This is a genomic window from Abiotrophia sp., assembly GCF_057275535.1.
On sequence record NZ_DBHIRJ010000002.1, the window covers coordinates 166,774 to 190,572 of the forward strand.

Annotated in this window: 19 protein-coding genes and 3 pseudogenes; 1 reads left to right on the forward strand and 21 read right to left on the reverse strand. The window is 46.6% G+C overall.

Annotated features, from left to right (window positions below):
- Nucleotides 1-38: 38 nt before the first annotated feature.
- The 20 genes and pseudogenes from ACO53F_RS02195 to ACO53F_RS02290 form a co-directional block, all read right to left on the reverse strand.
- On the reverse strand, nt 39-1,634 hold the full coding sequence (locus ACO53F_RS02195) for an ATP-binding cassette domain-containing protein (protein ID WP_485137143.1): 1,596 nt from the start codon (nt 1,632-1,634) through the stop codon (nt 39-41).
- A 15-nt stretch (nt 1,635-1,649) separates the two neighbouring features.
- Nucleotides 1,650-2,351, reverse strand: coding sequence for a flavodoxin family protein (locus ACO53F_RS02200; RefSeq protein WP_485137144.1), 702 nt, complete (start codon nt 2,349-2,351; stop codon nt 1,650-1,652).
- Nucleotides 2,352-2,366: 15 nt separating this feature from the next.
- The gene (locus tag ACO53F_RS02205) at nt 2,367-2,687 is read right to left on the reverse strand and encodes a hypothetical protein (RefSeq protein WP_485137145.1); all 321 of its coding nucleotides are present in this window, start codon (nt 2,685-2,687) and stop codon (nt 2,367-2,369) included.
- Nucleotides 2,688-2,701: 14 nt separating this feature from the next.
- Entirely contained in the window at nt 2,702-5,413 is a 2,712-nt protein-coding gene (gene lanM, locus ACO53F_RS02210) for a type 2 lanthipeptide synthetase LanM (RefSeq protein ID WP_485137146.1), read from the reverse strand.
- A 95-nt stretch (nt 5,414-5,508) separates the two neighbouring features.
- Nucleotides 5,509-5,811 (reverse strand): hypothetical protein, encoded by a 303-nt coding sequence (locus ACO53F_RS02215; protein WP_485137147.1) that lies wholly within the window; start codon nt 5,809-5,811, stop codon nt 5,509-5,511.
- 184 nt (nt 5,812-5,995) lie between these two features.
- On the reverse strand, nt 5,996-6,640 hold the full coding sequence (locus tag ACO53F_RS02220) for a CBS domain-containing protein (RefSeq protein ID WP_291430293.1): 645 nt from the start codon (nt 6,638-6,640) through the stop codon (nt 5,996-5,998).
- A 4-nt stretch (nt 6,641-6,644) separates the two neighbouring features.
- Nucleotides 6,645-7,349 (reverse strand): ABC transporter ATP-binding protein, encoded by a 705-nt coding sequence (locus tag ACO53F_RS02225; protein ID WP_070756321.1) that lies wholly within the window; start codon nt 7,347-7,349, stop codon nt 6,645-6,647.
- Nucleotides 7,349-8,125: an ABC transporter ATP-binding protein gene (locus ACO53F_RS02230; protein WP_485137148.1), complete on the reverse strand. Its 777-nt coding sequence runs from the start codon at nt 8,123-8,125 to the stop codon at nt 7,349-7,351. The genes ACO53F_RS02225 and ACO53F_RS02230 overlap by 1 nt, the downstream gene beginning before the upstream one ends.
- Nucleotides 8,125-9,084: a branched-chain amino acid ABC transporter permease gene (locus ACO53F_RS02235; protein ID WP_485137149.1), complete on the reverse strand. Its 960-nt coding sequence runs from the start codon at nt 9,082-9,084 to the stop codon at nt 8,125-8,127. The genes ACO53F_RS02230 and ACO53F_RS02235 overlap by 1 nt, the downstream gene beginning before the upstream one ends.
- A 10-nt stretch (nt 9,085-9,094) precedes the next feature.
- Nucleotides 9,095-9,979, reverse strand: coding sequence for a branched-chain amino acid ABC transporter permease (locus tag ACO53F_RS02240; RefSeq protein ID WP_070756319.1), 885 nt, complete (start codon nt 9,977-9,979; stop codon nt 9,095-9,097).
- A gap of 153 nt (nt 9,980-10,132) precedes the next feature.
- Nucleotides 10,133-11,287 carry an ABC transporter substrate-binding protein gene (locus ACO53F_RS02245; protein ID WP_314389066.1) on the reverse strand — a complete coding sequence of 385 codons (1,155 nt, stop codon included), beginning with the start codon at nt 11,285-11,287 and terminating at the stop codon, nt 10,133-10,135.
- A 592-nt stretch (nt 11,288-11,879) separates the two neighbouring features.
- Complete coding sequence (locus ACO53F_RS02250; RefSeq protein ID WP_485137150.1) at nt 11,880-13,298, reverse strand: glycoside hydrolase family 32 protein; 1,419 nt, start codon at nt 13,296-13,298, stop codon at nt 11,880-11,882.
- A 125-nt stretch (nt 13,299-13,423) separates the two neighbouring features.
- Nucleotides 13,424-14,800, reverse strand: a pseudogene (locus ACO53F_RS02255) (sucrose-specific PTS transporter subunit IIBC); the annotation flags it as partial.
- 149 nt (nt 14,801-14,949) lie between these two features.
- A complete protein-coding gene (locus ACO53F_RS02260) occupies nt 14,950-15,930 on the reverse strand; it encodes a LacI family DNA-binding transcriptional regulator (protein ID WP_485137151.1) in 981 nt (326 codons plus the stop codon).
- Between the two features lie 468 nt (nt 15,931-16,398).
- Nucleotides 16,399-16,539 carry a hypothetical protein gene (locus tag ACO53F_RS02265; RefSeq protein ID WP_485137152.1) on the reverse strand — a complete coding sequence of 47 codons (141 nt, stop codon included), beginning with the start codon at nt 16,537-16,539 and terminating at the stop codon, nt 16,399-16,401.
- Between the two features lie 215 nt (nt 16,540-16,754).
- Nucleotides 16,755-18,416, reverse strand: coding sequence for a carbohydrate-binding domain-containing protein (locus tag ACO53F_RS02270; RefSeq protein ID WP_485137153.1), 1,662 nt, complete (start codon nt 18,414-18,416; stop codon nt 16,755-16,757).
- A 501-nt stretch (nt 18,417-18,917) separates the two neighbouring features.
- Nucleotides 18,918-20,174, reverse strand: coding sequence for an ABC transporter permease (locus ACO53F_RS02275; protein ID WP_485137154.1), 1,257 nt, complete (start codon nt 20,172-20,174; stop codon nt 18,918-18,920).
- The gene (locus tag ACO53F_RS02280) at nt 20,171-20,908 is read right to left on the reverse strand and encodes an ABC transporter ATP-binding protein (protein ID WP_485137155.1); all 738 of its coding nucleotides are present in this window, start codon (nt 20,906-20,908) and stop codon (nt 20,171-20,173) included. Before ACO53F_RS02280 ends, ACO53F_RS02275 begins: the two co-directional genes overlap by 4 nt.
- A complete protein-coding gene (gene coaBC, locus ACO53F_RS02285; protein WP_485137156.1) occupies nt 20,905-22,122 on the reverse strand; it encodes a bifunctional phosphopantothenoylcysteine decarboxylase/phosphopantothenate--cysteine ligase CoaBC in 1,218 nt (405 codons plus the stop codon). Before coaBC ends, ACO53F_RS02280 begins: the two co-directional genes overlap by 4 nt.
- 77 nt (nt 22,123-22,199) lie before the next feature.
- Nucleotides 22,200-22,775, reverse strand: a complete 576-nt coding sequence (locus ACO53F_RS02290) for an NAD(P)H-dependent oxidoreductase (protein ID WP_485137157.1) — start codon at nt 22,773-22,775, stop codon at nt 22,200-22,202.
- A gap of 469 nt (nt 22,776-23,244) precedes the next feature.
- Between ACO53F_RS02290 and ACO53F_RS02295 the strand changes: the two are divergent.
- A pseudogene (locus tag ACO53F_RS02295) lies at nt 23,245-23,517 on the forward strand (transposase); the annotation flags it as partial.
- On the opposite strand, the pseudogene ACO53F_RS02300 reads toward ACO53F_RS02295, so the two are convergent.
- A pseudogene (locus ACO53F_RS02300) lies at nt 23,477-23,746 on the reverse strand (ATP-binding cassette domain-containing protein); the annotation flags it as partial. The pseudogenes ACO53F_RS02295 and ACO53F_RS02300 overlap by 41 nt on opposite strands.
- Between the last annotated feature and the right edge of the window lie 53 nt (nt 23,747-23,799).

Here is a 23,799-nt window from a genome sequence, read left to right on the forward strand (position 1 = left end):
CATACTCATTTCACATACTGAATAAATCTATATGCTCCTCATAACTCAACAATTTGATCAGCAATCTTATCAAACTCACGACTATGGTCAATAACAATGATAAGATGATTTACACTCAATTCTTTTAGATATGCTGTCAACCAGCTAGCCACATTTTGGTGTAGATTAGCAAGAGGCTCATCAAAAATGTAAAACTTTGCTTCTTTATCTATAGTTAATAGAATTGACAAAAATTTCCGTTCTCCCATAGATAAATTCGATATACTTGAGCTAAGTAGTGGCACTAAATCAAATTCACCCTCAGTAATTGTTGTCGCCAATTCTTGAAGAGATTCAGCACTTCTCATTTTATATTTACTAATAAATTCCTCCACAGTCATATCAGGAAAAAGTTCCTCGGCAAAGCAGTATGAGATATGTGATTTGCGAACTATGTTCATATTCAATTCAGAAATAGGGATATTATTTATTCTAACTATGCCTTGCCGCCCATAGTTATATAAGTTTACTAGGATCTGGCTCAATAGAGTTTTGCCACTGCCGTTACGGCCAACTATTGATATCAGCCCTCTCATCCCTAATGTTAAATCTTCCTTAAAATAGATTGTCTTTCCACTAAAGGAATATGAAATATCTTTTGCTAATAAACTTTCCACAGAATCAATTTCTTTGTCACCAATCGCATCATCTGGTATATTATCTATCTCTTCTAGGCGCTGATAGGACGCCTTAAAAGTCTGATAGCTTTGTGCGAACTTAAAAAAATACTTGATTCCATCTAAAAACATATAAAAGTACGTACTTAGTATAGTAAAAGTTCCTAGGCTCATCACCCCTTTACTTATTTGTTGTATTCCAATCATAGTAATAGTAATCTGAAAAAATATTGTAAGAGTCTGATTGATGGTTTCATATTGCAACGAGGCCCTTGTTGCTTCTAAATTCTTAGTATACATGTCACTAAAATTTCTTTTTAGATATTTGTCGGAGTTGTCATAATCCACGTGCATCTTAATTTCTTTTATTCTTTCAAACTCTCGATTTTCAATACTATAAAATACATTCTTTGCATCTAGCGCCAATCGCCCCGTATAATATAACCTTTGTCTAAAGAATATGTAGATAGCAAAGAAAAGTAATGTATATACAATAACTGCAACTAATAGGGTTGCACTAAGCCTTAGAAATAAGATGCCGACAGATAGCAGAAGAACTATATTGACTAATATTCCAACAATATTCGTCAACACAAAATTAACTGTAGTATCAACGTCTTGCGAAATTCTATTATGTAGGTACGAGGGATTGCTAGTTGCATGTTCAATGATTTTATGCTCCAATCTATTTAAGTTACATAAATTATATGTAAAAATCACTTTAGTCCCTTTTTTGGCAACTATGTACTTAAATAAGAATGTCAATGCAATGTTTAACGTCAAAGCCCCCCCCATTACAAGTAGGAAAGCTCGAGATGTCAAATCGTTGTAACTTGTTGAAATGCTATCAATAATTTTCCCATTTAAGATAGGAACTATAAAAGATATAATGTTCATTAAGAGCGCAGCAAATACGTAACCGAAGATGAACTTAGGATATTCCTGGATTAATTTTTTAGTCATTTTTAAAAACTCCATTATATCCCTCCATATTCAGATTACCCTACTTTTGACATAACTTCCAAAAGAATTGTACTCAAACATATGATTTTGGTCCCAGAATTTTTTCTCAGAGGTTTCCTCTTTCTGATTTATATACATCTTTTGATACTCTTTGAATTTCTCTTCTTGTAATTCTGTTACCGGATATCTTTTGGCTTTGTATGCCTCAACGACCATTTCTGCACTATAGTCAATTACACTATCAAGCGCAAGTTTCGACATATTTCCTGACTCAATTTCAACTTTTGAGATGACTGAGCAGCCGAAGTGCTGTAATACAAAATCAAGGTAATCTGATGCAGTTGACACGCCATTACGATCACTACAGCTAATAACCACTGCCAATTTCCCACTTAATCGCAATAAGTGAGCCCAATAGGCCAAGCGATCTATTATATTTTTCATAAATGCAGACACTCCGTGCAAATACACTGGACTAGCAAAAATAATTACATCACAGTCACAAAGCCTCTTTTCAATCTCGATTATGTCATCTACTTTATGTTGATGCCCCACCTTAAATTCTCTTCCCGTCCCATCATTGAAATTAATCTTCAGTTCCGAATTATTCGGGAAAAACAAATCAACACTATCCTCTACCTGACTTTTAATTTGCTGTACAAGACGCCTAATAGCATAGCTACACATAGAATCATTCTTCCTTAGACTTCCTGATAGTGCACAGATTTTCATAATGCTCACAACCTTTTAGTCTCCAAAGTATACTTTTAATAACTCTACTTGTTCTTTATCTAGCATCTCTTCCCCGCTTATCATTTTGTTTAGGGCATGAAGCGGAACTCCAGAATTATTACTCAGCCTCTCCATATACTCACTGTCTTTACTTTGCAATTTGCTACGTATCATTTCTGCATAGTATTCATTTGTAACCTTAAGAACTGTAGCTTCATCCTGTACGTTAATGGTATCACTCAACAAATCAAAAACTGTCTGCAAATTCATTAAGCTAGCTAAATTTCGAATAATTTGCTTAATTTGCCGCAAGATATAATCATTTTCAACAAACATAACGATACCTCCCACTATATTTCTAGACATAACACTGATGGTAACTTTTTATCCAATCTCATATATTCATATAGCGCTCCTGTAGCACCAAGCATATAGCTATCACATACTAAATCAACTTCTTCTTGCCACTTAATATTCCTCACATCAAACCTAGGCAACCCATCAATTCTATTTTTAATTTTTGTACGTATATCCGAATCCAACCACGTTGCTTCTTTATCTGCCTTAATTAAAATATCGATTAGCCCAAAGTATCCATGGCATAAAGAGACACCTGCCCAATCGTCAATTGAAAGACATTCGTCTAATGACATAGTCACTATTTCTGTTATCTCCGAATCCAATTCCCCTTCACTATGCAAGTTGATGCCTACCTCTAGCCAAAACTGGGCATAACCAACTTTTCCTCGGCACCACCCCTTATCTTTCAATTTATTTTTCTTAATTCCACTACAGATCTCTAGAATGCATTTTTTTCTTCCTAAGGTAGCTGCAATCACTAACTTAGCATACGCCACTCCCAACCTTCCATGTGCAAATCCATCGCCTAATAATGTATCGTCTAGGTCCTCGTACATTTCATTTAGCCAATTAATAAGAACACAATCAGGTTCGACACTTATATATCTGCAAACTAATACTGCAATACCACTTAATCCCTCCACAAAATCAAGGTTAATCTTTTGTTTCCTTCTCTTTTCGTCTAATATTTTTTTGATTTCATATATAATTTCTTTAGCATTTTTTATGTACTCCGGTTTTTGCGATAAACCATGTAACACTAAAGATATATATGCTAGTCCGCCTAGTCCAGAGAAAACGGAAATATCAATCTCCGCGCTAGCATTTTTAACCGTTACCGCATATCGATACTTTCTCATGAATTGACTGTATAAATCTTCAGCCATACGTTTATATTTTTCAGAATTACAAATACCATATGCATACATGGTTAATAGTAAGCCACCCGTATGATATATCCCATACTTAGCAAAGTCTATCTTTAGCCATTGCTCATTAGCATTAACCAAAGTGTAGAAATCAAACTCATCGTCACTAACCTTAAACCTTCTTTTCCATACAGAGTCAAAAATATCTTTTGCATAATCCAATGAATTAGTAATATGCTCATTAAGTAAACTACCATTTTTCTGAACGCTTAGCTTTCCAATTTTAATTCCACTTACCAAAGATAATTTTACTAGCTCTAGTTGATATTCAATCACTGAACTATCTAACTCTTGAAGTCTGCGTTGAATCAAATCCAACAAACTACAACCAAAATAATCCTCGATGCACTCTCCATCCTCTGTTAATAGCCCTTGTCCAGAGATAGGAGTATAAAATACCGGGATATCGCCTTCTAACATTGACTTAATTTCAGAATTCACACGTAAGTAACCAAATTTGCCCAATTCAAAATTCGCTTTCAATATATTAAAAAGCTTCTTTCGTTTGCTATTATTCATCAAATACTCTGGAGCTCTACTTGCTTCTATAAATTTAGAATATATCGTTGTATGTCGCAAAAGCACTCGAGCATTCAAATCTGGCAGCTTACTATTGGTGATGTGACTCCAAACTAATTTGCGGTCATCTTTCATTAAATTTAATGTGTCAACTAGGCCTTGGATTAGGTATTTATACATACCTGGTTTATGTAAGAACCGTTGCTTTAATTGCTCTTGATTCTTATCTAGACTAATCCCACCTTGCATCTCAACGTAACCGAGCTGTCCATCTATAATTTGCAGGGCTTTATATTTCATATTGTCACTACTTTGGGTTTCCGTGAACAGCCCACTTAAATTCAAACCTAGTGTTGGATTGTATAACGGTAGCAATGCACTTCCCAACACGCTTCGTCCAACCACTTTATTTTGATCAAGGCCTTCATAATCTTCTCTTGGCGGAGAAACAAACGCCTCCAAATCGGTAAATACTGGTGTTCCTACACTACATATCACATTTTCAAAATGTAAGTCCCCTACTCCTAACAAGTAGAATATAGCCAAAAACACACCAGCATTATACAGAAATGCCTGCATTTCATCGTTATTACTATTCTGATAGCTTGGAATAAACTCTTGCCAAGAATGAGAGTCTTGAATAAGAATTTTAGGCGCAATTATATACTTTGTCCGACTTGAGTTTAGCTTATTTGATTGTATTATTGAGGTAAGAATATCATAAATCTCTTTGTCCACAGACATTTCACGCGGTTTATATACAAGAACTCTTTTTTCAAACTCTAAAATACTTACACTTTTACCTTTATGAGTATCTCCCATCGACAACTGAATTCTTCTTAAGTTCCCCAATCCACCAAAAACTTCTTCTAACTTATCAACATCATTTGATAAATCAGAGAAAATCATATCTATATAGTTTTGAGATTTTTCAGCAATCGACTTTACGAGCGATTCCATCTCAGGGTAAGACTTTCTTATTTCGCTAAATCCCTCATCTGTAGCTAACTTTTGATCAACAAAATCAATAAATTTCATGTTGCCATTGTTGATATCATCATGGTTGACCATCGCAACTAAGACATCTATAGCTATCATCATAACTTGCTCTTCAATATATTCGCAAATGTACATCGCTATATTGGGATGAATCCAATCCGAATATTTCTTGCTTAATAGCTTAGTATTTTTTTCAATCTCTAACTTACATGATATATAGCTCCTAAATTTTGAGAATAAAGAGTTCAGCTTCATTTTGAACCTCCACTATGTTATACACAACTACAAACATATACTTGCTTCCAAAAAAGGGTGGGTAGATGATGTTCTTGTTAACCTATTATGCTACGCTATATCTTTGGTCTTTCCGGAATTTCACAGTTTGCTACAGCAGTTAATACCGTCGTTACAAAGGGTGACGTTAAAACTGTTACCACAAACGAACATAATACTGCTGAACTTTGAGGTTGAATGTCGTTGTCGAAATCTGAATTGCCAACTTTTGAAAGTTGGTTAAGTTCTTCGATATTTACCGTTTTAATCTTGTCCATGCTAACTTCCTCCAATACCCACCCTATAGCCATATTATAGTCCTCCACAACCAACATTGCAAGCGCTTTATTTATTTTTATATGAACATTTTTTGTAATCATCAGGTCTCCATTTATATTCAACAGTCAATTTATAACATGCGCTATATTTTAAAGCAATCATAGTCATATTTTAACTTAATAATTTGCATATTTAATTATCACTTTTATCATTCCATACGCCTTGTTATCAGCATAAAAAAAAACAGGCCGAGATGAAACTCAGCCTGTTCCCTAGTTCTTAGCTTTATTCCGGCTTCACGAAGACACCAGACACTTTGTAGCCTTTTTCTTGGAAGACGCGCGCGACTTCCTCAGAATCTTGAGTATCCACGTGAACCACCACATTGGTTTTTTCATCCAAGTGGTAGACGTTCATTTGGGTGATACTCCAGTTGTGCTTAGCGGTGGTCTCACCGATGTCCTCTAGAATACCTGCCTTGTCATCGACTACTTCTACCACGAAACGAGTCCCAGGGGTGTAGTAGCCATTGATGTCAATGAAGGCTTCGAAGATGTCCTTGTCGGTGATAATCCCCACTAATTGGGCGTGGTCCATGACAACCAGGACACCGACGTCCATATTGCGCATCTCAGAAGCGGCTTGTTCCAAGAGGGCATCTGGGCTAGTGGTAATTACGCGGCGAATCATAATGTCTGCCGCTGTCGTCTTGTTGAGCAAGTAGTTGAGTTCATGCACGCTCAGGCTGGTCGCGGTAGAAGGTGAGTTCTTGGCAATGACAGACTCTGTTAAGAGCCCTACCAATTGGCCTTTGACTACGACTGGCAAACGGTGAATGTCGTGTTGGCGCATCAAGTCCAGCGCCTTAATGACAGTGGTATCTGGCGTGATGGTCACCAAGTCGGTTGACATATAGTTTTTAACGTACATTTGCTTAACCTCCTAAGTATGCTTTTTGGACGGCGTCGCTCTCGAGGAGCTCTTGGCCGGTCCCGCTCAGAACGATCTTACCGGTTTCCAAGACGTAACCCCGACTCGCAATCGACAGGGCCATCTTGGCATTTTGTTCAATCAAGAGGACAGTGGTCCCTTGAGCTTGAATCTGTTGAATAATGTTGAAGATTTCCTGGATGAAGATTGGCGCCAAACCCATAGATGGCTCATCCAGTAAAAGTAGCTTAGGCTTGGACATGAGGGCCCGGCCCATAGCTAGCATCTGTTGCTCCCCACCTGATAGGGTGGAAGCATCCTGCTTCTGACGCTCGCCCAAGACTGGGAAGCGGTCATAAACTGCTTGAATATCTTCTTCGATATTGGCGCGGTCCTTGCGTAAGAAGGCACCCATTTCCAAGTTTTCGCGGACAGACAGGCCTTTGAAGACGTGACGGCCTTCAGGCACGTGGGAAATTCCCAGTTGGACAATCTTCTGCGCGTTGGTTTTGGTAATGTTCTGGCCTTCATAGGTCAGAGTCCCGGAAGCGGGCTTAATTAAACCAGAAATTGTCCGCAGGATGGTCGATTTACCGGCCCCGTTGGCCCCAATTAGGGAGACAATCTCCCCTTGGTTAACCTCGAAGTTAACGCCACGGACTGCATTAATCATGCCGTAGTTGACGGCTAAGTTCTCAACACGTAACATTAGGCGTCACCTCCTAGGTAGGCCCGGATAACATCTGGGTTCTGACGAATTTCTTCTGGTGTGCCTTGGGCCAAGAGACGGCCGTATTCCAAGACATAGATGCGTTGACAGATTTTCATAACTAAGGCCATATCGTGTTCGATCAAGACGATGGTTAAGCCAAATTGTTGGCGAATCTGTTCGATTAAGGCGGTTAATTCAGCGGTTTCGGCTGGGTTCATGCCGGCTGCTGGCTCATCCAAGAAGAGGATCTTAGGTTCAGTTGCCAGGGCCCGGACGATTTCCAGACGGCGTTGTTGACCGTAGGCCAAGTTCTTAGCCTTGTCTTGAGCGTATTGGGCTAGGTCGAAGATTTCCAAGAGCTCTAAGGACTTAGCCTTCATCTTAGCTTCTGTCTCATAGTAGGCTTTGGTCCGGAAAATGCTGGACCAGATGGCATCGTGGTTGTGCCCGTGCATGGCTACCATGACGTTTTCCAAGACGCTTTGGTCTTTGAAGAGGCGGATATTTTGGAAGGTCCGCGCCAAACCTAACTGGTTAATCTTGTAAGGTGCCATGCCGTTCAAGGTCTTGACCCCGTCAGCAGTGGATAAGGTGACAGTCCCTTCTGTTGGCTCGTAGACGCCTGTTAAGAGGTTGAAGAAGGTGGTCTTGCCGGCCCCGTTAGGACCGATAAGGCCTACGAGTTCTTGCTCTTCTAACTTGAGGGAGACGTTGGACACGGCCGCCAAACCGCCAAAGTTTTTGGTAAGTTGATTGACTTCAAGTAAGGCCATTAGACTGCTCCTTTCTTCGCTTTATTCTTGGTTAAGAGGGAGCCTAGACGTAATTCCCAGGTTCCTAAGAGACCACCCGGTCTGAAGATCATGATTAGGATGAGGGCGATGGCATAGATGACCATACGAAGTTGCCCATAAGGTTGTAAGAGGGTGTTGAGAATCCCTAAGACTACGGCTGCCACGAAGGAACCGGTGAAACTCCCAATCCCGCCGAATACGACGATAATGAGGACATCAATGGATTTGTTGAAGGTGAAGTCCCCTGGGGTGACGACCCCGATGTTACCAGCATAGAGGGCACCGCCGATAGCAGCTGTGATGGCACCTAAGACGAAGGCGATAACCTTGTACTTAGTCACGTTAACCCCCATGGACTCTGCAGCAATCTCATCTTGCTCGATGGCATAGGTTGCCCGGCCCGCACTGGAGTAGAAGTAGTTGAGGATGACGATGGTAGTCACTACCATGAAGAAGTAAACTAATGGCCAGGTCGCCACTTTAGGAATGGCGTTGATCCCTTGAGGCCCGTTGGTTAGGGTCTTGTAGTTGGTGATGACGACCCGGATGATTTCAGAAACACCCAGGGTAGCAATGGCCAAGTAGTCCCCGCGTAGGCGCAAGGTTGGAATCCCGACTAAGACAGCCAAGACAGCGGCTACTACCGCACCGACCAGCATCCCAGTCCAGAGACCACCTAGGTCTGCATGACGTGTTGCGAAGATGGCACCTGAGTAAGCCCCCACAGCGATAAAGGCCGCATGCCCCAGCGAGAACTGGCCGGCTACCCCTAAGACCAGGTTGAGCCCGATGGCATAGATGACATCAATCATAATTTTGATTAAGGTGATTTGGTAGTAGGAATCGATTAAGTTAGTCGACGTTAAGAGCCACAAGAGGCCATAACCCAGGAGGGCTGCCGTCAACCAAATCAGGTTGCGTTGATGGAATCGTTGCATGTGGCTTCACCTACACTTTCTCTTTGACGTTCTTACCGAAGAGACCTGCCGGCAAGACGAGCAAGATAACAATTAAGAGGGCATATACGGCCGCATCCTTGAAGGCAGACCCCCCGAAGGCGGAGACGAAGGTCTCCAAGAGACCGATTAGGTAACCCCCGACCATGGCACCCGGAATGGAGCCAATCCCACCAACAACGGCAGCGACGAAGGCCTTAAGCCCTGGCGTCAAGCCCATGGTGGCCGCCATTTGGTTGGAGTAGAGACCGTAGAGGACGCCAGCTACCCCTGCCAGGGCAGAGCCTAGCGCAAAGGTAAAGGAAATCACCGCGTCAACGTTAATCCCCATGAGTTGAGCTGCTTCTTCATCGACCGCAACCGCCCGCATGGCTTTCCCCATCTTGGTGTACTTAACAATAAATTGTAGAGCTACCATTAAGAGGATAGTGGTCACGAAGATTAAGATTTGTTTGGAGTTAATTACCGCTCCCATAACTTTGAAGGTGGTGGTCGTAAAGCTAGTTGGGTAAGCCTTGACTTCCGGACCGAAGAAATAGATCATGGCATTTTCTAAGAGGAAGGAGACCCCAATCGCGGTGATAAGGGCAGCTACCCGAGTCGATTTACGTAGGGGCTTGTAGGCCACCCGTTCAATGGTCACCCCTAAGACGGAGGTGAAGACCATGGTTAAAGCTAAGGATAAGTAGAAGTCCATGCCCTGGACATTAACCAGATAGAAACCGAAGAAGGCCCCCATCATGAGGATGTCCCCGTGGGCGAAGTTAATCAAGCGGATGGTCCCATAGACCATGGTGTAACCCAAGGCGATCAAGGCGTAGATACTCCCCGTCGACAAGCCGTTAAAAAGTTGTTGTAAGAACCACTGGAGGTTCATAGGCATAAGCTCCTTTCTATGTATGATGGCTACAAATTAAGTATAGCAGTCCTAAGGCTGAGGCGCCATACTTCCTCATGAAAAAGGTCGTATTGTGCTATGACTGGATGTCCAAGCAACAATACGACACTAGCATGAGGGGTCTGCTGTCGATTACTCAGCTGACACGTTCACAGCTTCGGTAACTTCACCTTTTTCGAAGTGGAGCATTACCGCTGTCTTCACTGGGTTGTGTTTTTCGTCAAATGAGAAGGTCCCGGTTACCCCTTTGAAGTCTTTGATTTTAGCCAAGGCTTTGTTGACTTCTTGTGGGTCGGTTGAGCCGGCATCCTTGATAGCTTGTAAGAGCACGTTAGTCGCATCGTAAGCGAGAGCTGCGAAAGTATCTGGCTTCTTGCCGTATTCTTTTTCATAAGCTTCTACGAATTTCTTGACTGCTGGGTCATCACTCTTGTCAGAGTAGTGAGAAGTGTAGAAGACGTTGTTAAGGTTGTCTTTACCTGCTAATTCAACTAAGGTGTCGTTAGCAAAACCGTCACCACCGACGATTGGCTTGTCGATCCCGAGTTCACGCGCTTGCTTGATGATCAAACCAGCTTCAGTATAGTAACCTGGTACGTAGAGGGCGTCGAAGTCTTGAGTAGAGATGTTAGTCAAGACAGTTAAGAAGTCAGTATCGTTAGTTTGGTAAGATTCTTTGGCTACGATGGTCCCGCCTTTAGCTTCAAATTGCTTAACGAAGCTATCAGCCAAACCTTGTGAGTAGTCGTTCGCTTGGTCAACCAAGAGAACCACTTTCTTGTAACCTTGAGTATCCGCTAAGTAGTTAGCAGCGGCCACCCCTTGGAAGGAATCTTCGAAGCAGACACGGTAGATGTAGTCGTAGACTTTGCCTGCAGAGTCGAGGGTAATCCCGTTACCAGTTGCAGCAGGGAAGATAGCTGGTGTTTTGCCGTCGTTAGCGACTGGAATTTCTGCTAAGGCATCCCCGGTAGTTGCAGGACCTACAATCCCTGCCACGCCGGCAGCGACTAATTTGGTTGCAGCCGCAGCGGCTTCTGTCTTATCAGACTTGTTGTCTTCGACTTGCGCTTCAACTTTCTTGCCGTTAACGCCGCCGTGTTCTTCATTGTATTGCTTAACAGCTAATTTCAAACCACTAGCCATTGGCGTCCCGTAAGCAGCCGCCGCCCCTGAGAGCTCGAAGTTACCGCCGACTTTAACGGTGTCTTGGGCTGAGACAGTTGCTAATGGGGATGCGAGCAAGAGACCCGCGAAGAGTGCTGTTCCTAACTTTTTAAAATTCATAGTGTACCTCCTAAAATATGGTTCCTAAATCATGATGATGAGAAAAGTATACACTACTCCGGCTCATTTTACAATGCTTTTATTAAAGTTTTTTAATCTTTTGCTCATTTTCTTGTCTAGGCCTTATGTGGCGCGGAATCGGTGCCGTTTTGGGGGGCTGGCTGTGAGGGCGATTTCTGGATTTCGGCCTGTTTTGGGTGGGTTGTTGGGGAGCTAGTGGTTCACTCGACGGAGTGGACCACTGGCTCGACGATTTTCCTAGGTTTCGGCCCGTTTTCGACGGGCTTCTGGGAGCTAGTGGTCCACTCTTTAAAGTGGACCACTGGCGCGGAGCTTTTCCTAGCTTTTGCCCTGTTTCCGGCGTTTTCCTGGCTTTTGCCCCGTTTTCGGCGGTTACCTAGAGAGTTTGCTGGCTATTGAGGCGACTTATTTGAGAGGATTTGCTGGCTATTGAGGCGACTTATTTGAGAGGATTTGCTGGCTAGTAAAATTAGTTCCCCTATTTATCTATTACATAGATAAATAGGGGACGAGTTAGCAAAATTACGTGTCCAAAACTAAACAAAAAAGGGGCTGACGCCCCTTTTTCTTCCTATATATATTGATGAGCGGCCAACTGGGTGGCTACTAGCTTAGCCTGGAGACCGACGGCGCCCTTGCCTTCTAGGCGCGTCAGGGGCTCTTTGGCGAAGTAACGGAGGGAGGCAACTACTTGTCCGCCATTGACAAAGACCTCTAGTGAGCTAGCATCTAACCAAAGGTCTAAGTGCTTGAGCTCCTCTTCTAGCTGCATATGGCGCCATTCTTGCAAGCCGGTCAACCAGTTGAAGCGGGCTAAACTTAGACGGCCTTGAGCGGCCTGGTATTTGACTGTCACGTTATCATCTAAGGAGAGTTCCCAATCTGCTAAAGTCTCAAAGTCCACTTGCACTCTTTGCGCCCGGCCCGCCAAAGCTAGGCGGAAGTCTGCCGTGGTCCAAGCCAGCGGTTGGCTAGTTCCTGCCAGGCCTGCCAATTCGGCAATCGGCGTCTGATAGAGTTTGCCATTTACTAGGCGTAACTGGCGCGGAATGGTCAGATGATGAATCCATTCGTCCTGGCGGGTTGGGATGGCGGCCTCCTGGTCAGGCCAGGTAATGCCCATCCAAGAGTATTGGATGACCCGGCCATCAGGCGCCACAAAGGACTGAGGCGCATAGTATTCAAAGCCACGGTCACACTCCTGCATATCCGCAAAGTCCGCATTATCCGGCAGGAAGCGACCAGTCTGGCTATCCCAGGTCCCGACTAAGTAAGTGGTGTTAAAGATATTATGGTAGCTATCCCCAATTGGGTCGACCCCTTGAGGTGAGAAGATGAAGACGGCCTTGTCCTGGCCTGTCACCTCGTCCGTCAAGAAGACCATATCCGGGCACTCCCACATATAGCCCAGGGGCTGATCAAATTGGAAGATAGAACCGCGGTAGTCCCAGTCTTTGAGGTCTTTAGAGAAGAAGGCCACGGTGTCGCCGGTCTTATCTAAGCGCTGAGCCCCCAGTAACATCCACCAACCTTGGACGGACGCATCATACCAGACCTTAGGATCCCGCACATGGCCGGTATAGTCCGGCAACTGCTCAGTCACAGGGCCTAATTTGGTGAAATGAATGCCGTCTGTCGAAGTGGCAATACATTGGTAGCTAGTCCGGCGACCTGCCTCATCCTTGGTATTGCCGGTATAGAAGAGGTAGAGGGTATCCTCGTGGACGATGGCACCACCTGAATAGACCCCGTTCTTATCGAACCAGTCATCAGACTTGAGGGCTACCGGCAACTGCTCATAGGTCACGAAGTCCTTGGTCCGGACATGACCCCAGTATTTGGTAGAGTGGTCGGTCGCATACGGGTTATATTGATAGAAAATATGATAGTAACCCTGGAAATAGCAGAGCCCGTTGGGGTCATTGAGTAGTCCCTGCTCAGGCGTCAGGTGGAAGTGTTGGGCGTAAGTCCCTTTGTTGCGGCTTGACATGGCTGGTCCTCCTTTTTGATTATAGGCTAACTTCATTATAGCACAGCTGCCAGTAGGCACCTATGAAAACAGGACGAGTTGCCCCGTCCTGTCATAAGTCATGCTTGTGCTTAAGCTTGTTTGTCTTCTTTGTAACCGAAGGCGTAGGTCAAGCCGAACCCAATCCCGAAGCTGACTGCCAGCACCAAGAGGTAAGCAAAGATATTGTTGAGGTAGAGTAAGACCCCTGGTAAAACAGTGACAGACATACCGGTCCCTGCTAATTTGAAGAGGCCTGCTAACCAACCACCCGCAGCCCCAGCAACGAGACCCATAACGAATGGTTTACCATAACGGAGGTTAACCCCGAAGATAGCTGGTTCTGTAATCCCTAGCAAGCAGGAAATCCCTGAAGAGTATGCCAAGGCACGAACCTTGTTGTTGACTGTCTTGTAACCTACAGCGAAGGTTGCCCCTGCTTGACCTGCCATGGCAGCAGTGAAGTAAGCGTTCAGTGGGTTAGTCTTGTCGCCGTTAGTCAATAATTGTAATTCTAAGAAGTTGAAGATGTGGTGAATCCCGGTAACCACGATGATTTGTTGAACACCACCGACGATGAGACCCGCTAAACCAAATGGCAAGGTCAAGATCTGCTTGGTTACGTCCAGTACGACTGTTTCCAAGGAGTGGAAGACTGGCCCAATAGCGAAGAGACCTAAGATAGACATCACCAAGAAGGTTAAGAATGGTGTCACGATCAAGTCAAAAGTATCCTTAACGTGGTCATGGAGCCATTTTTCAAGTTTAGCCCCGATTAAACCGACGAAGAAGGCTGGCAAGACAGTCCCTTGGTAACCTACGACTGGAATGAAGCCGAAGAAGGTTAAGGCTTGCGCATCCCCACTTGCTACTGCATAGGCGTTAGGCAAGGCAGGGTTGACCATCATTAAACCAAGGACAATCCCTAAGACAGGGTTGCCACCGAAGACCTTGAAGCTAGACCAAGCAACTAAGGCTGGTAAGAAGGCGAAGGCGGTATCGGTTAAGATTTGTGTATAGAGTAAGAAGTTTTGGTCGATTTGCTTAGGATCGGTTAATCCGAAGAGGCCGATCACTTCTGGACGAGTGAGGACACCCCGAACCCCCATGAAGAGACCGGTTGCCACCAAGACAGGGATGATTGGTACGAAGACGTCCCCGAAGGTCCGGATCATACGTTGTAGGACATTCCCTTGTGGTTTCACTTCTTCTTTTTGGTCGGACTTGGTTACAGCGTTAACGCCCAAGGCTGATACTTCTTCATAGACCTTGTTGACCGTACCGGTTCCAAAAATAATTTGGTATTGACCGGAGTTGAAGAAAGCACCCATGACCTTGTCGGTATTTTCGATGGCTTCCTTATCAATTTTGGCTTCGTCTTTGACCATAACACGTAGACGAGTTGCGCAGTGTGCGACGCTAGAGATGTTTTCCTTACCACCTAGGTATTTGACAACATCTTGTGCGATTTCTTTAAATCCCATTTGTGTTCCTCCTTCATGCAGATGAGACTAAAATAATAATTGCCTGTAGAAAAGAAACCGGTTCTCCTCTAAGCCTTATTATACTTGGAATAGAACCGGTGTCAATATAATTAAATGTGAAAATGAAATCGTTTAGTTTTCATGTTGGTCTAGACAGCTGTAACAGACTGTCTGATAACAAGGGAAGTTTCGAGCTTGCGTTTAGTAACTGTGCCTTGGCCTTGTATTCTATCTAGTAACATTTTGGTAGCAACATAGCCAGCATGACGATAAGGATATTCTACCGTCGTCAAGCCAGGATAGATAGAAGAACCTAGGACATTATTGCCAAAACCAGCAAAGTTAATTTGCTCTGGTACCTGATAACCTGCCTCTAGGCAAGCTCGCATGGCACCAATGGCAATAATATCGGTTGCCCCCACAATCAGGCGAGGCTTATTGAGCAGCACTTGATCCCGCGTCACTTGGTAGCCATCCATGAGGTTGAAGCCACAGCTGTACTCGCGGAAGCTAGTATCCCCATACTTGAGGAATTCCCGCTTAATGGCATCCCGGCGCTTAATGCCCACGGCTGGGTCGGTTGTGGTCACGGTCAAGAAGTCCATGTCCCGATGGCCCATGGCATAGAGGTAGTCGGCCAGCTGGCGGCCTGCACTCTCCTCGTCGTAGTAAATGGTATTCTCGTCCAAGAATTCTTGACCAATGGTCACGATTGGCACCTGGACATTCTCGATCAGTTCAATAATCCGGTTGTCGGTGTGGGACATGAGGAAGATGACCCCATCCATCTTGTTAACTTGGAAGGTTCTGAGGGCCTCTTCTTCCCGGCTGACCGAGAAATTAGAATTAATAATTAAAACCTGATAGTTGTGCTGACGGAAAACTTCGTCAATCTCACTCAGGATACAGTTGGCTGAAAAACTATCAAGCCGCGGTATAATCACGCCAATCATACGGCTCTCCTTGGCTTTCAAGCTTTGGGCAAAAGAATTAGGTACGTAGCCGGTTTGCTTGATGACTGCCTCAATCTTGGCAGCTGTTTTCCGGCTGACGGAACCCCCGTTCAAATGTCTAGAAACCGTACTTTTGGCAACACCTGCTAATTTTGCAATATCATTAATCGTTGTCATTGTTACCCTCCTAGCGATTATCTAGCCTTCGCTGGTAGTGAGTAGCATAGAGCTTATGACAAGTGCGTCTAAGACTGCCTCGAGGGCGTCTGGACTGTATCTTACTAAAAATCTCTTACGCTTGCTTCACTTACATAATCCAACATTATCTTACATTAAATCCAATTAAATCCAAACGGAAAATACAAAAAAATGTCAAAAGATTGTGTATAATGCCCTGCCCACAAACTTTTGACGCCTATTTACCGTGTTTGAATTCGTTTTATGACTTGGAAAACTGCCCACTAGCCCCTTGGCCTATGGTCAGATTCTTTCGTTATAAACGCGTCCTTTCATCCACACGCAAGCCCCTGGGGACCAACGTCAAATTCTCACGATTCATCAGTTGCGTCAACACTCTTCACTTACTAGATTGCGGTCCTCACCCCTTTAACTTGTGCCGTTTTGGGCCTAAACGGGCCCTCTCGCTTAATCAGCATATCTATCCGGCGCCACCCCATTGGACTGGGTCACTGTCTGGCATTGACTGGCCAGACTGGGCAAGTTATCCACTAGCTCACAGGGGTATGGTGCTTGGGATAGACAGGTATTATAACTAACACCAGTCACATCCTCCCCTTCTCGTGATGAGTATTCAAGATATTGCAGTTTCAATTTTGGAACTAGTTCCATCAGAAACCGCTGTTTTTACACTATTATTATGACATACTTATCTTACATTTACAAGTATCTTCTCGAGTCAGCTGCCGAGCCTTATCCCATCTAAAAAAAATACGAAGCTAAGTATCGGCACTTAGCTTCGCAGAGGAGAATGACCCTAATGATTAGGGATGAAAACCGCCTGTCACAGGAGTGACAAGGGCTGCCGCGGCAGTTTGGGTCGTCCCTTCCACCTGGATGGTGTAGGTCTGACCGTCTACTAGGTCAGCACTGGACATAATGACCGCTTGGAAATCCTTGCTTGCCGTCTGACGTGCCACTTCCTTGCCATTGGCATCGAGGATGATCAGCGTTTGGCCTGCGGTCCCTGCTATGTTAGCAGTAATGGAAGCCTGGGTCGATCCTTGGGCGAAACCTTGCAGCATGTCGGAGGTCCCTAAGGCCCAGACCGTGCCGCCTGTGATGGTGATGTCGCCCGCTGCATCGAGGGGGCCATTACCGCCTTGGACTGAGCCATTGACGACGAGGCTACCACCACTAATGGTGACCGTCCCGTTGGAATCAATGCCGTCGCCTTCTGCATCAATGGTGAGGGTCCCACCTTCAAGGATGATTTGTAGGCTTGGGTCACTTTCTTCCTGGCCACCTGGTGGCATGCCGCCAGGCCCTTGTCCATTTTGCGGTGGCTGGCTGCCTTGTGGCGGCGCTTGGCCAGCCGGTGGAGACGGTGGGGTTGCATTCTTGTCCTTGTTGTCTTGGTCAGCCTTACTGCCGGCTGCTGAGTCGGCAGTGGCCTGGCTGGCAGAAGAGCTGGCAGTGTCTGAATCAGTAGTGGCCTGGCTAGCAGAAGAGCTGGTGTCAGCTGTATTACTTGTGGTGCTAGTTTCGCTTGTCTTGCTTGTAGCGCTCGTGTCACTTGTCTTGTTAGAGGAGCCTGCCGAAGCGTTGACCCCGTCATCGCTACTCTTGATGGTGACATCGCCACCTAGTTGGCGGATGACACGCGCTTCTAGGCCTTCCTCACTTTGGCTAACGGTAATCGTCCCGCCTTTAATGGTCAATTCATTGCCGGCATCCACCCCATCTTCGGTGGCAGCAATACTTAATTGAGTCGGATTGAGGCTAATGTTAGCTCGTTCGATCATCTCGTCATGCTCAGCATGGAGACCGTCTTTGCCTGCTTCAATGGTCAGAGTAGCTGCCTCAATAGCGAGGGCACCCTCGGCCTTGAAGCCATGGTTGGCGGCTTTGACGGTATAGGTCCCGCCTAAGAGCTTGAGGTCGTCTTCCACCTCTAAGGCATTCTTGGTAAGAGCCGTGAGGGTCAAGTTACCTGTCCCGTTCAGGGTCAGAGGCACCTGACTGTGGATAGTGGCTTTGACCTCTTCATCGTCGCTAGCCTGGCTTTCTGTCAAAGCATTCTGACTGCCTTCCGCTAGACTGATGACAACTTCTTGGGCCTTGTTAACTTGCAGCAGGGTTCCCTCCCTTTCTAGGGTCAGATTTTGAAAGACCAAGTGGACCTGGTCAGTGTCAGCTGCCTCTACCACTAGCTTGATGTTCTTGCCGCTACCGGTCAGGACGTAGGTGCCAGCTTGGGTAATGGTCAGCGTTTGGTCGCTGAAGCTGGCGCCTTGCCCTGTGACGGTGGCCGTTTGATCAGTCAAAGTTATTTGGCTAGCCTGGCTCTCATCATAGCTGGTTTGGGCCTGGAAACTGGTCACTGACTGACTTTCCTGCGCGCCCGACTGAGCTAAGACTGGATAAGCCAAGGACATACTGGCGGTCAGGCTGATGAGGGTGGCGATCGTAATACTTTTTCTCATGATATGGACCTCCCTTATTGGTCTTGCGTGTAGTAATCTTGGATTATTTTAATAATGGGTTAAGTGATAGTCAGATGTCCCCTCTATCACTTAACTTGATTTCAGTATAGAGGCCCTAGTTAAAATTTACTTAAAATGCTGAAAGTATTTTTTTAGGTTAGGGAAAATAGGTCGGGCTTGGAGCGTTTGGCGCCAGAAAAACTCACTTTCCGTGTTCTCGCCCCGAGCCAGTGGTCCACTCTTCGAAGTGGACTACTGGCTCGGCGCTTTCCCCAGATTTCGGCCCGTTTTCGGCAAGTTCCTAGGAGCTAGTGGTCCACTCGACAAAGTGGACCACTGGCTCAACACTTTTCCCGGATTTCGGCTCGTTTTCGGCGAGTTCCTAGGAGCTAGTGGTCCACTCTTCAAAGTGGGCCACTGGCTCCTAGGAAAGGCAGGGATTTTTATAGCTATACAAAAAGCCCTCTTTCAATAGGTTATTGAAAGAGGGGGTAAACTTCATTAATGTAATCGGCTATGGCGGCCAATCCAAAATGGCAGGTAAACTAGGAGGCCTAGTGCTGCAACGGCTAGCCAAATCAAGAGGCAGAGGCCCAAGTGAGACCAGTTACCCTGAGCTAGAAGAGCAAGCAAGAGGCTATAGACTAGCAACTGTAAGGCTAGAATCATGGCCAGTACGGGGCGCATGGCAGCTACTAGGGACTGTTGGCCAGCCGGATAGAGGCGCTCTAGCGGGTGGCGCAGAGGCTCTAGGGCTAGGGGCATGAGCTGAACTAGGGTCAAGACTGTGCTCAGTGCACCGGCTGCTGCCCAAAGCCAGACTTGTTGACTGCTGACGATGACCAGGCTGAAGAAAATCAGCACCCGTAGCCAGATGCCGGAATAGGCGGTATTGCGCACTAGATGGCGCAGGTAGAGATAGGCGTAGCGATTGGCCAGGCGCCCAGACAGACTCTTGAGGACGCCATCTAAATAAGCTCGTCGCTTAATCGGCGGAATCTGTTGGGGCACCTCTGCAAAGAGGGCCAACCAGCGATAGAGGCTGGCGCGCCGGGCTTGCTCTTGGGCTACTAAGGCTTCAAACTCAATCCAATGTTGGTCTAGTTTGCGGCAGGTCCAGCAGAGAAAGGCAGCGCCTAGAATCAGCAGCAAGGCTAAAAGTCCCAAAGCCAGGTTAGCCGGCAGCCACAAGCTCCCCGCTCCCAGTCCTGCCAAGGCCAGAGCTAACAGAGAACCAGACAAAGCTTTTGGCAGCAAGCCGCTATAAAAACCTAGATAGCCGGCCCAAGCCACTAGGAACTTGGCGGCCACTACATAGACAATCAGATAGAGGGCCTGACCTAAGGACCAAGCAAAGCCCAAACTAATCAGGGGCGCCAGCAACAAGGTCAAGACAGCCAAGACCAGACTAGGAGTAAGGGCGCCTAACCAGACGCCCCATTTCCAAACAGCATGCCATTGATAACCGCGGGCGAAGAGATAGCTCTTGTCCGGCTCGTAGGTCAGGAGTAAGGGCCGACCCCAAGCCAGGCCTGCCCACCAGACTAGCAAGCAGACCGCTGTCATCATCAGTCCCAAGCCTTGAGGTGGCTGGCTTTGCAGGGAAGTCAATAATTGTTGGTAATAGATACTGAAGAAACCGAAAGCCACTAAGAGAATGAGGGCCATGTGGTCGTTGAGAATGAGCCGGCTGTAGCGACTCATGGTCTTGGCAAAGTCCTGTAAACGGCCCTGCCAGAGACTGTTCAAATCCTTCATGCCGTCACCTCGCGACTGGCCATTTGGATATAGAGTTGATCCAGACTAGCACCAGGCGCTTCTAGGGCTTCTTGCAAGTCCGCTAGGGTACCCTGAGCATAGAGGCGACCTGCCTGCATCATGAGGTAGGAGTCGGCTATATTTTCCACCAAGCCTAGGACGTGAGTCGTCAAGAGGATGGCGCAGCCGGCTTGGGCGCGGGCCTGGAGAATGTCCTTGAATTGCTGAATGGCCAAGGGGTCTAAGCCCAAGAAAGGCTCGTCAATAATCAGGAATTTGGCATCGGAGACCAAGGCGCAGACAATCATGACCTTTTGCTTCATGCCCTTAGAAAAGTGGGTCGGGAACCAATCCAACTGCTTGTCCAAACGGAAAAGCTTGAGTAGGGGTTGAGCCCGGTCCATCACGACTGCCGGGTCTAGGCCATAGCCCAGGGCCGTCAGTTCCAGGTGCTCGCGCAAGGTCAGAGCTTCATAGAGAATGGGCGTCTCAGGCACATAGGCTAGCTGGCTGGCAAAGGCCTGGTGGTTTTCCTGCAGGCTGAGACCGTCCAGGGTGACCGTCCCAGCTTGGGGCTTAAGCAAGCCCAGGATAGTCTTGAGCAGGGTGGATTTGCCCGCCCCATTGAGCCCAATCAGGGCGACAATTTGGCCCCACTCAATCTGGAAGTTAATGTCTTGGATGACCGGCACCTGGCGGTAACCACTGGCCAATCCGGCTACACGAATTGTCATAGTGTCTCTTCTCCTTCAGCTAGAATCACTTGCCAGGCAGCCAAGGCTAGGCTGGTCTTGGACTGTTGGGGCAGGAGAACTTCCTGACCCTGAGCCCCCAGGACATAGACTTGGTTCTTGTCGGAGTTGAAGCCGATGGCCGGGTTGGACACATCATTGGCGATGAGCCAGTCGGCCCCTTTCTTGCTTAACTTAGCTCGGGCATGTTCTAGCAAATTCTGGGTTTCCGCCGCAAAGCCGATAAGGACTTGCTGGCGCTTGTTTTGGCCCAATTGGGCCAAAATATCTGGGTTCTCGACTAGGTCTAGTTGCCAGTCCGTCTGGCCGGCCACCTTCTTAATCTTCTGATCATGAGGATGCTTGACCCGATAGTCGCTGACGGCTGCAGCCATGACGACATAGTCCATTTGGTCATAGCGTGATGTCATGGCTTGGGCCAACTCTTGGGCTGACGCCACCTCTTGGACTTGGACACCTTCTGGTGGCAGGAGGCTCTGAGTAGTGGAGACCAAGGTGACGGTCGCGCCCAACCAGTCAGCCGCCTGGGCCATGGCATAGCCCATTTTGCCAGACGAATCATTGCTGATATAACGGACCGGATCAATGCGCTCGCGAGTACCCCCGGCCGAGACAATGACCTGCTTGCCGGCTAAGCTTTGAGGCAAATGGGTCCGGGCATAGAGGCGCTCGACTTGGGCCACAATGCGATGGAGTTCAGGTAGGCGGCCTTTGCCTTCATAGCCTTCCGCTAAGAAACCTGTGTCAGGCTCCATAATGGTCAGGCCATCTGCTCGCAGTTGGGCCAGGTTGCGCTGGGTCGCGGGGTTCTCGTACATATGGACATTCATGGCCGGCACCACCAGAACAGGGGCCGTCACGGCCAAGAGGGTAGTGGTCACCACATCATCTGCCAGTCCGTGCGCCATTTTGGCTAGACCATTGGCTGTGACTGGCACCACCAGGGCTAGGTCGCACCAGTCAGCCATGGCCACATGTTGGACTTGGCTGGGCTCCCGCTCGTCAAAAGTATGGGTCAGGACCGGACGCTTGGTCAGGATCTGCAAGGTCAGCGGCGTCACAAATTCCTGGGCCGACTGAGTCATGGCCACCTGAACTTGGGCACCCTTTTTAATTAACTGGCGGACCAGTTCTGGTACCTTATAGGCCGCGATGCCCCCCATGACAAAGACACCGATTTTTACATTTTCTAACACGCGGAGCCACCTCCAATCATTTTCCTTCTTATTTTAGCATATTCCAACAAAAAAAGAGAGGGCCAGGCCTCTCCTCCTTAAACGCGACTGGACAGGGTGGCCAGATAGACGTCAATCTCCTCCTGGCTGATATGGCCGATGCCGCCCAGATTGTACCAAATAGGATTGAGGAAGCCCACATCCTTGAAGGTGCCGGCCATGGTCGTGCCCCGAATAGGGTCGCCAAAGACCTGCTCCAAGTCTTCCGTAGAAGCGGCTGAAGTCGTGAAAATGTAGGTCTTGCGCACCTGGCGGCTGGCTAGGAGGCGTTGATTTTCGGTCTCGAAGGCCGACTTAGGCAGCAGCACCTTATCCAGGAAGCCCCGCATAATGGCGGGCATGTCATACCACCAAATAGGATAGATGAAAATAATTTGCTCTGTCTGGTCCAAAATTTGGACATAGCGCTCTACCTGGGGATCGGTCGTCTTGCCTTCCCCATAGACGGCTAAGTCCGTAGCCGACAGAACCGGATTGAACTGGTCAGCATAGAGGTCGAGTACGGTCACCGGGTGGCCCTTGGCTTCTAGGGTGGCGACTAGGCGCTCCAAAATAGCATGGTTGAGACTGCCCTCATAGGGGTGGGCGTAAACAATGGTCGTTTGCATGGTCATCTTAGCACGTCCTTTCTCTGAGTTTGGTAGGGTTTTCCATATTGTAACATATTTTGGGGCTGATATTAAGTGAGGTGGCTAGGTAGGGGGTGCGGTACCCGGAGGAGCTAGTGGTCCACTCGGCGGAGTGGGCCACTGGCTCACGACTTTTGTGCCCTTTTAGTCGTTTTTAGACACTTGCCAAGCCAGCTAGTGGTCTACTCGACCGAGTGGACCACTAGCTCGCGACTTTTGCGCCCTTTTAGTCGTTTTTAGACACTTGCCAAGCCAGCTAGTGGTCCACTTGGCGGAGTGGACCACTGGCTCGCGGCTTGGGCTCTGTTTTAGTATCTTTTGTACGCTAGCTTCTTAGCCTTGTTGCCACTCCCCTATTTATCTGATTAAGTCCCCTATAATTGTGTAAAAAGAAAAAGCCAGGTAATCTCTGGTACAATGTAGTTGTCCGACAACATTGAAAGAGGAGATTACCATGACTTACCTTAATATTAACCTAAAACTTGAAGAATTAACAGAGGCAGTTTTAAACAGTGACATGAACACGCTCATGAAGTCGCTGGCCATTACCGTCTTTAATGCCTACATGGAAGAAGAACGCCACCAGTTCATCCAAGCCGCTCCCCATGAACGCTCCGACCAGCGCCAAGACTATCGCAACGGCTACTATGAACGCCAATGGACACTATCCATCGGTACCCTTAAATTACAAGTCCTACATCTTCACGGCGGTATTTGGTCAACTGATGAGCATTGTAGTCTGAAATATCTGTACCATCAATAATGACATTTCCTTCATCATTGGTGTCCATTCCACCTCAAATATTCAAGACGGTCGATTTTCCCGCACCAGATGAACCTAAGATGATAAGCAGTTCTCCTTTTTCAATTTCAAAGTTAATATCATTGTTAGTGACGATTTCTGTTTCTCCAACATGATAAGGATTATAGCTGTGCTTTACTTCAATATAAGCCATATTCTCCTCAACAATTTTGCTCTTTTGATTCAAACAAACCAAACTAAATGGAC

Excerpts from the sequence above, each read along its gene's own strand:
- ACO53F_RS02195 (WP_485137143.1), bottom strand. The coding sequence starts at position 1,634 with ATGGAGTTTTTAAAAATGACTAAAAAATTAATCCAGGAATATCCTAAG.
- ACO53F_RS02200 (WP_485137144.1), bottom strand. The coding sequence starts at position 2,351 with ATGAAAATCTGTGCACTATCAGGAAGTCTAAGGAAGAATGATTCTATG.
- ACO53F_RS02205 (WP_485137145.1), bottom strand. The coding sequence starts at position 2,687 with ATGTTTGTTGAAAATGATTATATCTTGCGGCAAATTAAGCAAATTATT.
- lanM (WP_485137146.1), bottom strand. The coding sequence starts at position 5,413 with ATGAAGCTGAACTCTTTATTCTCAAAATTTAGGAGCTATATATCATGT.
- ACO53F_RS02215 (WP_485137147.1), bottom strand. The coding sequence starts at position 5,811 with ATGATTACAAAAAATGTTCATATAAAAATAAATAAAGCGCTTGCAATG.
- ACO53F_RS02220 (WP_291430293.1), bottom strand. The coding sequence starts at position 6,640 with ATGTACGTTAAAAACTATATGTCAACCGACTTGGTGACCATCACGCCA.
- ACO53F_RS02225 (WP_070756321.1), bottom strand. The coding sequence starts at position 7,349 with ATGTTACGTGTTGAGAACTTAGCCGTCAACTACGGCATGATTAATGCA.
- ACO53F_RS02230 (WP_485137148.1), bottom strand. The coding sequence starts at position 8,125 with ATGGCCTTACTTGAAGTCAATCAACTTACCAAAAACTTTGGCGGTTTG.
- ACO53F_RS02235 (WP_485137149.1), bottom strand. The coding sequence starts at position 9,084 with ATGCAACGATTCCATCAACGCAACCTGATTTGGTTGACGGCAGCCCTC.
- ACO53F_RS02240 (WP_070756319.1), bottom strand. The coding sequence starts at position 9,979 with ATGAACCTCCAGTGGTTCTTACAACAACTTTTTAACGGCTTGTCGACG.
- ACO53F_RS02245 (WP_314389066.1), bottom strand. The coding sequence starts at position 11,287 with ATGAATTTTAAAAAGTTAGGAACAGCACTCTTCGCGGGTCTCTTGCTC.
- ACO53F_RS02250 (WP_485137150.1), bottom strand. The coding sequence starts at position 13,298 with ATGTCAAGCCGCAACAAAGGGACTTACGCCCAACACTTCCACCTGACG.
- ACO53F_RS02260 (WP_485137151.1), bottom strand. The coding sequence starts at position 15,930 with ATGACAACGATTAATGATATTGCAAAATTAGCAGGTGTTGCCAAAAGT.
- ACO53F_RS02270 (WP_485137153.1), bottom strand. The coding sequence starts at position 18,416 with ATGAGAAAAAGTATTACGATCGCCACCCTCATCAGCCTGACCGCCAGT.
- ACO53F_RS02275 (WP_485137154.1), bottom strand. The coding sequence starts at position 20,174 with ATGAAGGATTTGAACAGTCTCTGGCAGGGCCGTTTACAGGACTTTGCC.
- ACO53F_RS02280 (WP_485137155.1), bottom strand. The coding sequence starts at position 20,908 with ATGACAATTCGTGTAGCCGGATTGGCCAGTGGTTACCGCCAGGTGCCG.
- ACO53F_RS02290 (WP_485137157.1), bottom strand. The coding sequence starts at position 22,775 with ATGACCATGCAAACGACCATTGTTTACGCCCACCCCTATGAGGGCAGT.